This is a genomic window from Bacillus sanguinis (assembly GCF_018332475.1).
Classification (GTDB): domain Bacteria; phylum Bacillota; class Bacilli; order Bacillales; family Bacillaceae_G; genus Bacillus_A; species Bacillus_A sanguinis.
Genome location: NZ_BOQB01000284.1, coordinates 1 through 8,199, shown reverse-complemented (window position 1 = coordinate 8,199; position 8,199 = coordinate 1). Strand labels below are relative to the sequence as shown.

The 8,199-nt window shown below is 32.3% G+C and carries 6 protein-coding genes and 1 riboswitch; of the genes, 5 read left to right on the top strand and 1 reads right to left on the bottom strand.

Translation table 11 applies throughout. The annotated features are described in order from the left end of the window. Window positions 1–399: 399 nt before the first annotated feature. The 3 genes from KI369_RS24010 to KI369_RS24000 all read left to right on the top strand — a co-directional run bounded on the left by KI369_RS24010 (window position 400) and on the right by KI369_RS24000 (window position 6,051). Window positions 400–2,187: a PAS domain-containing sensor histidine kinase gene (locus tag KI369_RS24010; protein ID WP_212957704.1), complete on the top strand. Its 1,788-nt coding sequence runs from the start codon at window positions 400–402 to the stop codon at window positions 2,185–2,187. Window positions 2,188–2,409: 222 nt separating this feature from the next. Continuing rightward, complete coding sequence (locus KI369_RS24005; RefSeq protein ID WP_212957702.1) at window positions 2,410–4,536, top strand: peptidoglycan D,D-transpeptidase FtsI family protein; 2,127 nt, start codon at window positions 2,410–2,412, stop codon at window positions 4,534–4,536. 336 nt (window positions 4,537–4,872) lie between these two features. Further along, window positions 4,873–6,051 carry a macrolide family glycosyltransferase gene (locus KI369_RS24000; RefSeq protein WP_212957701.1) on the top strand — a complete coding sequence of 393 codons (1,179 nt, stop codon included), beginning with the start codon at window positions 4,873–4,875 and terminating at the stop codon, window positions 6,049–6,051. A gap of 49 nt (window positions 6,052–6,100) precedes the next feature. On the opposite strand, the gene KI369_RS23995 is transcribed toward KI369_RS24000, so the two are convergent. Beyond that, on the bottom strand, window positions 6,101–6,784 hold the full coding sequence (locus KI369_RS23995) for an aspartate/glutamate racemase family protein (RefSeq protein ID WP_212957699.1): 684 nt from the start codon (window positions 6,782–6,784) through the stop codon (window positions 6,101–6,103). A 150-nt stretch (window positions 6,785–6,934) separates the two neighbouring features. Then, a riboswitch (SAM riboswitch) is annotated at window positions 6,935–7,050 on the top strand. 139 nt (window positions 7,051–7,189) lie between these two features. On the opposite strand from KI369_RS23995, the gene KI369_RS23990 reads away from it, so the two are divergent. Beyond that, window positions 7,190–7,738: an ECF-type riboflavin transporter substrate-binding protein gene (locus KI369_RS23990; RefSeq protein WP_212957697.1), complete on the top strand. Its 549-nt coding sequence runs from the start codon at window positions 7,190–7,192 to the stop codon at window positions 7,736–7,738. A gap of 10 nt (window positions 7,739–7,748) precedes the next feature. After that, a partial coding sequence (locus tag KI369_RS23985) for an ABC transporter ATP-binding protein (RefSeq protein WP_212957695.1) occupies window positions 7,749–8,199 on the top strand: 451 nt, incomplete at its 3' end.

Genomic DNA, 8,199 nt, shown 5'->3' with positions numbered 1-8,199 from the left:
TCTATGAGATTCATAGAAGCCTTATTACTTTTTATTATATAGAATATATTGGAATAAATGTTTATATTTTTCATATTAATTGTGAAAATTTTATGAACTTTATATTTTTTGTGTTTTTATACTACTAAAATCGATGTGTATGACTCTGATATTAAAATCCGGTTTCTGCATGAGTACCCGTTTTAGGTTGGTCGTACATTCAGAATTAATATGTGATGAACAAAATACGTACTGATTAAGGATTCATTTTATACGCAAATTCTTCTCTATTTTAATTGAAAAATAAAATTTATTCGAATAATTATTCTGCAGCTATATACCTAAAGGCACATTCTACGTATAATGGAGAAGTATAAATTTTGAATTTGTATTAATTTTACATATTGAGGTGAAAAAGGAATGAATGCGCGGCTAATGGAACTTATTGATGTGAGTACAATAGAAACCATGGCAGAACAGTTTTATAAATTAACCAACATATCACATCAACTTCTTGATGCTGAAAAAGAATGTATATTTTCTTTTGGAATAAATGAGATGAAAATATGTAAACTTCCCAAAATTGAAATCCCCATTTTTTTATACAATCAACATTTAGGATCTTTTGTAGTATGGTCAAACAAAAGTGACATTTTCAATTGTCAAAAATACTTTGAAATGCTTTCAAATCTAATTATAGATGGAGCAACAAAGGTATTTCAAAGTAAAAATACAACGTTGCTTTCTCGAAAAGAGGAGGAACTACATACGATTTTACAAAACATGCCTGTTATGGTTGATGCGCTTGATTATAATGGAGATTTTGTTTTGTGGAATCGGGAGTGTGAAATTGTAACAGGTTATACAGCTAAAGAAATAATAGGGAATCCAAATGCCCTACAATTATTGTACCCAGATCATAATTATCGTCACCAAATACAAACGAAATTTTTAAATTGCGGAAAAAATTTCAGGGATTGGGAAATGCAGTTAACATGTAAAAATGGTGAAATCAAAACAATCATGTGGTCCAATATATCAGAACAGTTTCCTGTAACAGGATATAGCTATTGGGCTGTCGGAGTAGATATTACACATTTAAAAGCGATAGAAAAGCAGTTAAAACAACAAACTTCTGAATTGGAATTAATTTTTAAGGCTTTACCAGATTTATGTTTCTTAACAGAAGATGATGGCACAATTATAGATTATAAAGCAGGATCCCCTTCAAAATTTTACGTACCGGCAGAAGCTTTTATGGGAAAAAAGTTTTTCGAAGTATTACCATCTCCAGTAGCACAGCAGTTTCAAGAAGCAATTCATCAAGTGAAGGAAAAAGGAACGAATGTAATTGTTGAATATCCACTTGCGATTAATGGAAGTATGGATTTCTTTGAAGCTAGATGCTTACCATTATTCCATGATAAAATTATGATCATTGTACGCGATATTACAGAACGGAAAAAGACAGAAGAATTGCTAAATAAATCAGATACACTTGCAGCAATTGGTCAATTAGCAGCTGGTGTGGCTCATGAAGTGAGGAACCCATTAACTGTCATTAAAGGGTTTATACAGTTATTTCAAATTAATAAAGAAGATCAAGAAAAATATTTTGATTTAATGCTTTCTGAAATTGAAAGAATAGAAGCGATTCTTCAAGAGTTTTTATCAATTGCTAAAACAGATGAGATAAATACAGAACAAAAAAATATTTATCAAATTTATTATAATGTCGTATCGTTAATAAATACAAAAGCAATTATGACGAATATTCAAGTAGAACTATATGCGGACACCAAAGACATAAGCATTGAATGCTCAGAAAATCAATTGAAACAAGTGTTTATTAATATTTTGCAAAATTCAATCGAAGCTATGCCAGATGGCGGGAAAATTACAATTCATATTAAAGAGATAAACGATGAAGGTGTCATTATTCATGTAATTGATGAAGGAATAGGGATACCTGAAGATAGAATTAAGAGATTAGGTGAGCCTTTTTATAGTACGAAAGAAAAAGGTACCGGTATCGGATTAATGTTAAGTTATAAAATCATTGAAAGTCATCAAGGGAATATAAGTATTATGAGTGAAGTTGGAGTCGGGACAACAGTAACGATTTACTTGCCGAAAGCTCAGAGTGAAAAATCTCTATCAAATTATGATGATAGGTTTGAATCAATACGTCCAATTATTAACTCTTAAATTACTAAATCCCCAATAACCAAAAGTTAAGCTTTCGGTTATTGGGGATTTTTATATTTAATTTAGTAAACTTTACCTTTTCTTAACCTTTGTTTTAATTTCTATTAAGTTTTTATCAGTATATTAATAGTTGTGCAAAGTACTGTATAAAAAATGTGCATTACTTTTAATATATAGATTCAATTATTATTAAGAATTCTGTAAGGAGGAGATTATGACAAGGTGAAAAAGCATGAGAAAAAAAGTGGTAGAGCAATACCGACGCGGTTAAATATTTTATTTCTTTTTGTATTTTTATTATTTTCTGCAATGATCATACAACTAGGTAAAGTGCAAATTTTCGATGGAGAGACTTATAAAAATGAAGTAGAAAAGAGAGAAAATGCAACTGTGAGCCTATCTGTCCCACGTGGGAAAATATTTGATCGAGAAGGAAATCTAGTTGTTGATAATAAATCTTTACGCACAATCACGTACACAAAGATGAAAGGCGTAAAGTCAGAAGATATATTAAAAACCGCAAACCAACTTGCAGACATAATTGAAATGCCGCAAGAAGATATAGATAAGTTAACTGAGACAGATAAGAAAGATTTTTGGATGCAATTAAATCCGAAACTGGCTGAAAATCTAGTATCGAAAAAAGAAATAGATACATTTAGAGAAAAAGATATTAGTGGCAAGAAGCTAGATAAAAAAATAGAAGAGTTAAAAAGAAAACGGGTTACAGATAAAAATCTTCAGGAATTAACAGAGAAAGATATAAAAGTGTTAGCTATTAAAAGTAAGATGACTTCTGGTTATCAAATGGCTCCTCAAGTTATTAAAAAAGATGTTAGTGAAAAGGAATTTACTATAATTAGTGAAGGTTTAGCGAATCTCCCAGGTGTAGACGTATCGGTGGATTGGGAGAGAGTGTATGTAAATGATGGATTATTCCGATCGGTTCTTGGAAATGTTTCTAATTCCGATGAAGGATTACCGAGTGAACGATTAGATTACTACTTGGTTCGTGATTATAGCCGAAATGATAGGGTTGGAAAAAGTTATATCGAGCAGCAATATGAAGATGTACTTCATGGTACAAAAAAAGAAGTAAGAAGCGTTGCAGATAAACAAGGTAATACAATGAGAACGGAAACCGTTTCTGAGGGAAAGAGCGGTAAGAATTTAACTTTAACAATAGATATGGAGCTGCAGAAAAAAGTAGAAGAAAGTATTGAAAAAATATTAAAGGCATATAAAGGGTCAGAATCCATGTTGGACCGTGCTTTTGTTGTGATGATGAATCCGAAAAACGGACAAGTATTATCCATGGCTGGGAAAAGACTTGTAGAAAAAGACGGGAAAACAGAAGTTGAAGACTATGCATTAGGCACAATGACTAGTTCTTATGAGCTTGGATCAACAGTTAAAGGTGCGACAGTTTTAACTGGATTTGAAGCGAAAGCTATAAATCCAGGTACATATTTTTATGATGCACCTATGAAGTTTAAAGGTACTAAGGAAAAAAAGTCTTGGAAAGAGTTTGGTAATATTGATGATTTAAGAGCGTTACAAGTCTCTTCAAACGTTTATATGTTTCATACAGCATTAAAAATTGCAGGTGTGGATTATGTGAAAAATAGTTCATTAAATATTAAACAGGAGTACTTTGATAAAATGAGGTATTATTTTAGGCAATTTGGATTAGGTGTTCCAACGGGTATCGATTTACCAAACGAAACAGCTGGACAAATTGGTAAAAAGGACAATCAACCTGGTTTCTTATTAGACTACTCAATTGGCCAGTATGACACATATACTCCGCTTCAACTTGTACAATATATATCAACAATTGCAAACGGTGGATATCGAATGAAGCCACAAATTGTTCAAGAGGTAAGAGAGCAAACGTCGCAAAAAGATAAGATTGGTAAAGTGATGCATGCAGTAGAACCCATCGTTTTAAATAAGATAGATATGAAAGAGGAATATATAAATCAAGTAAAAGAAGGATTTAGAAGGGTATTCCAAGAAGGTGATGGAACAGGAGTAAGGGCGTTCCAAAAAGTATCATATAAACCAGCAGGTAAAACAGGGACAGCACAGACGGTATATGGTGGAGAAAGTGATATTGGAAGAAATGAAAAAGGTGAGCGAAGAGAATGTTATAATTTAACTTTAGCAGGATATGCGCCATATGATAATCCTGAAGTAGCATTCTCTGTAGTTGTGCCGTGGGTTATTAATGATAAATCTGGTATTAACTCTGATATTGGAAAAGAAGTTTTAGATGCTTATTTTGAATTAAAAAATAAGCGATTGACTGGAGAAACTACAAAAATAGATAGCTCTCAAGAAGATTAAAGCATATGAAATAATATAGAAACTAGAGTCGTCTTATTTAGGAATAGGTTCAAAATGGGTGTTTAAGAGGGAAAATTATTCTATCAACTATTCACGTTTTATAAAATAAATCATATATTGATAGCATAGGACAAGCTGAAAAGCTTATTCTAACCTCACAGAACACTCCTTATCACGGTTAGGCATCTACTTATGTAGATGCCTTTTTTAATTTAATAACTGACAATTATTTATCAATCTAAAGTAGCAAGTATATTAGGACTATTAGGTGAAGATTGACGGTAATAATTACAGTATGATCAATAAGAGCATTGATATGTAAGGAGTGAGAAATAAGTGCTAAATATTTTAATGGTTAATTTTCCAGCAGAGGGACATGTAAATCCTACATTAAGTTTAGTTAAAGCTTTTACTGAACAGGGTGATCACGTACATTATATTACAACAGAACACTTTAAAGGCAGAATTGAAGATTTGGGAGCTACTGTATATACCCATCCAGATTTATTAAAGGAAATTTCTATTGATTCTGAAACTCCATATGGGCTGAGTTCATTCTTTCGTGTACATGTTCAAACTTCTTTATATATCTTACAAATTACGAAACAATTATGTGAAAACATACATTTTGATTTCGTAATTTATGATATATTTGGCGCTGGTGAGTTAGTAAAGGAGTATTTACAAATTCCAGGCATAGTTTCTTCTCCTATATTTTTAATTCCTACTGAATTTTTGGAGACATTACCTTTTCATCCAAATGCAGAAATGCCATTCCACCCTGATGAAATTTCTGAACAGTTACTATATCGATTAGAACGTGAATTTGGAGTAAAGCCTAAAAATAATCTTCAATTTATGCATAACAAAGGAGATATTACTCTCGTGTACACAAGTCGTTACTTCCAACCTAATAGTGATTCGTTCAGAGAAAATAACATTTTTATTGGGCCAAGTATTTCAAAACGTAAAACAAATGTTGAATTTCCACTTGAATCGCTTAAAGATAAGAAAGTTATTTATATTTCAATGGGAACACTGCTTGAAGGGCTCGAACCATTCTTTAATACATGTATCGATGCTTTCTCAGATTTTGATGGGTTAGTTGTAATGGCAATTGGTGATAGAAATGATCGTTCTAAAATTAAGAAAGCGCCAGGCAATTTTATAATTGCTTCATACGTGCCCCAAACAGAAGTATTAAGTGAAGCAGATATTTTTATTACACATGGCGGTATGAATAGTGTGCACGATGCTATTTATTTTAAAGTCCCCTTTGTCATTATTCCACATGATAAAGACCAGCCAATGATAGCGCAAAGATTAACTGAACTTGAAGCAGCCCATAGGTTATTGAAAGAGCATGTTAATGTGCGAACGTTAAAAGAAGCGGTATCAGATGTTCTTTCAAATGAAAAGTATAAGCATGGAATACGAAAACTGAATAATAGTTTTTTAGAATGTGGTGGTCCAAAAGAAGCAATTGCAGTGATTACATCTCTTTTAAATAAATAGTGTAGACTATATAAAAGCATAGAGGTTCTACCTTTATGCTTTTATATGATTATCCTGCAAACTGAACAGCAGTATTTGCATGTAAAAAAGCGGTATCAAAAACAGGAACAGTAAGGTCGTTTTGGGAAATGAGCAATGGTATTTCAGTGCAGCCTAGCAGTATACCTTCTGCGCCATTTTGAATTAATGATTTTGTAATTTGTAATAGCTTTTCTTTTGATGATTCTAAAATAATTCCTTTACTTAATTCATTTAAAATAACATAATGAATAAAATTTCTTTCCTCTTCATTTGGAATGATTGTCTCAATGTTATAGTTCGCTAGACGTGATTTGTAGAAGTCTTGTTCCATCGTTTGTTTCGTCCCTAATAGTCCGATACGCTTTATATTCTGGTCTACCATTTCTTTAGCACTTACATCACCGATGTGAAGAAGTGGAATGGATATTGCATTTTCTACTTCTTCAGCAAATAGATGAACCGTATTGGAACACATTAATAAACATTCAGCCCCAGATTTCTCAACCTTTTTTGCAACTGTGACTAATTCATTTTTCACTTCTTCATATTGATGATTTTGTAATAAAGTAGTTACCTCACCAAAGTCCATGCTATATAAAACAAGCTTTGCATTTTGATCATATTGAGAGAGTGTAAGTGTATTAATATGTTTATAGTATAACGATGTAGATTCCCAACTTAGCCCACCAATTAAACCGATTACTTTCATCATACATTCCTCCCGTAATCATTTTTAATTCATTATTTCACAATTCCGATAAGAATACAATGATTTAAATGTACCGTTCAACAAAAAATAGAAATAATTAGAAAAGTATTGAAATTCTTGCTTCTTAGTGCCATAATACGAATTACAAATTAATACTTATCCAGAGAGGTGGAGGGAACGGCCCTATGAAACCTCAGCAACCCCTATGTACATTTATAGGAAGGTGCTAATTCCGCAGAAGACACGATGTGTTTTTTGGAAGATAAGAGGATTCTTGAACGTGAAAGAAAATGACCTCTTATGTAAGAGGTCATTTTTTGTTGTATAGAAAGGGAGTGTCGATGCATAATTCATTTTCAAAATAAATATAGAGTAATAAAAGTTGACTAATATGAGAGGGGAATTGTAATGAACAAATTATCAACAAAGTTAGTAGTAGCAATTGGAATTGGAGCAGCATTATACGGCATATTAGGACTTTGGGGCTTTTCTATTGCACCAAATACATTTATTAAACCTGCATTAGCTATTTTAACCGTTTTTGGGGCGTTATTCGGTCCAGTGGCAGGATTGTTAATAGGACTTATCGGTCATACCGTAACAGATACAATCGCTGGATGGGGTATTTGGTGGGGATGGGTTATTAGTTCAGGCATTATCGGTTTTGCAATGGGGATCATTCAAAAAAGAGTTGGATTTAGTGTGAAAAACGGGACGTATAATAAGGGAGATATTTCTTATTTAGCCATTATTGGATTAATTGGTATTGTCATTGCTATTATATTTGCTGGTGCATTCGATATTATTGTGATGGGAGAACCGTTTGACAAAATTGTTATACAAGTATTAGGAGCTACAATTGCTGATGTTATTGTATTTTTAGTTCTTGGATTGCCAATTACAATAGGTCTAGCTAAATCTAATAAGAAACATACACATTTAAAAATTGAAAAGTAGGGATGTTAATATGCAACCAATTATTTCTTTTGAACAATTCACCTTTCAATATGAGCATGCGGCGCAGCCTACTGTAAAAGACATTACGTTTCATATATATCCTGGGGAAAAAGTATTAATTGCTGGACGTAGTGGTTCAGGCAAGTCAACGTTAGCTCATTGTATTAATGGGCTAATCCCGTTTTCTTATGAAGGGACTAGTATTGGTACTATTTTAATTGACGGAAAAGACCCGAGGAAAGGAAGTATTTTTGAACAAAGTAAACAGGTAGGAACAATTTTGCAAGATCAAGACGCTCAATTTATTGGTCTTACAGTAGAAGAAGATGTAGCTTTTTATTTAGAAAATGAATGTGTAAATCAAAATGTTATGAAAAAAATTGTTTCAGACTCATTAAAAAAGGTAAAGATGCATTCTTTCCATAAACAAAGTCCACATGAATTATCAGGAGGGCAAAAAC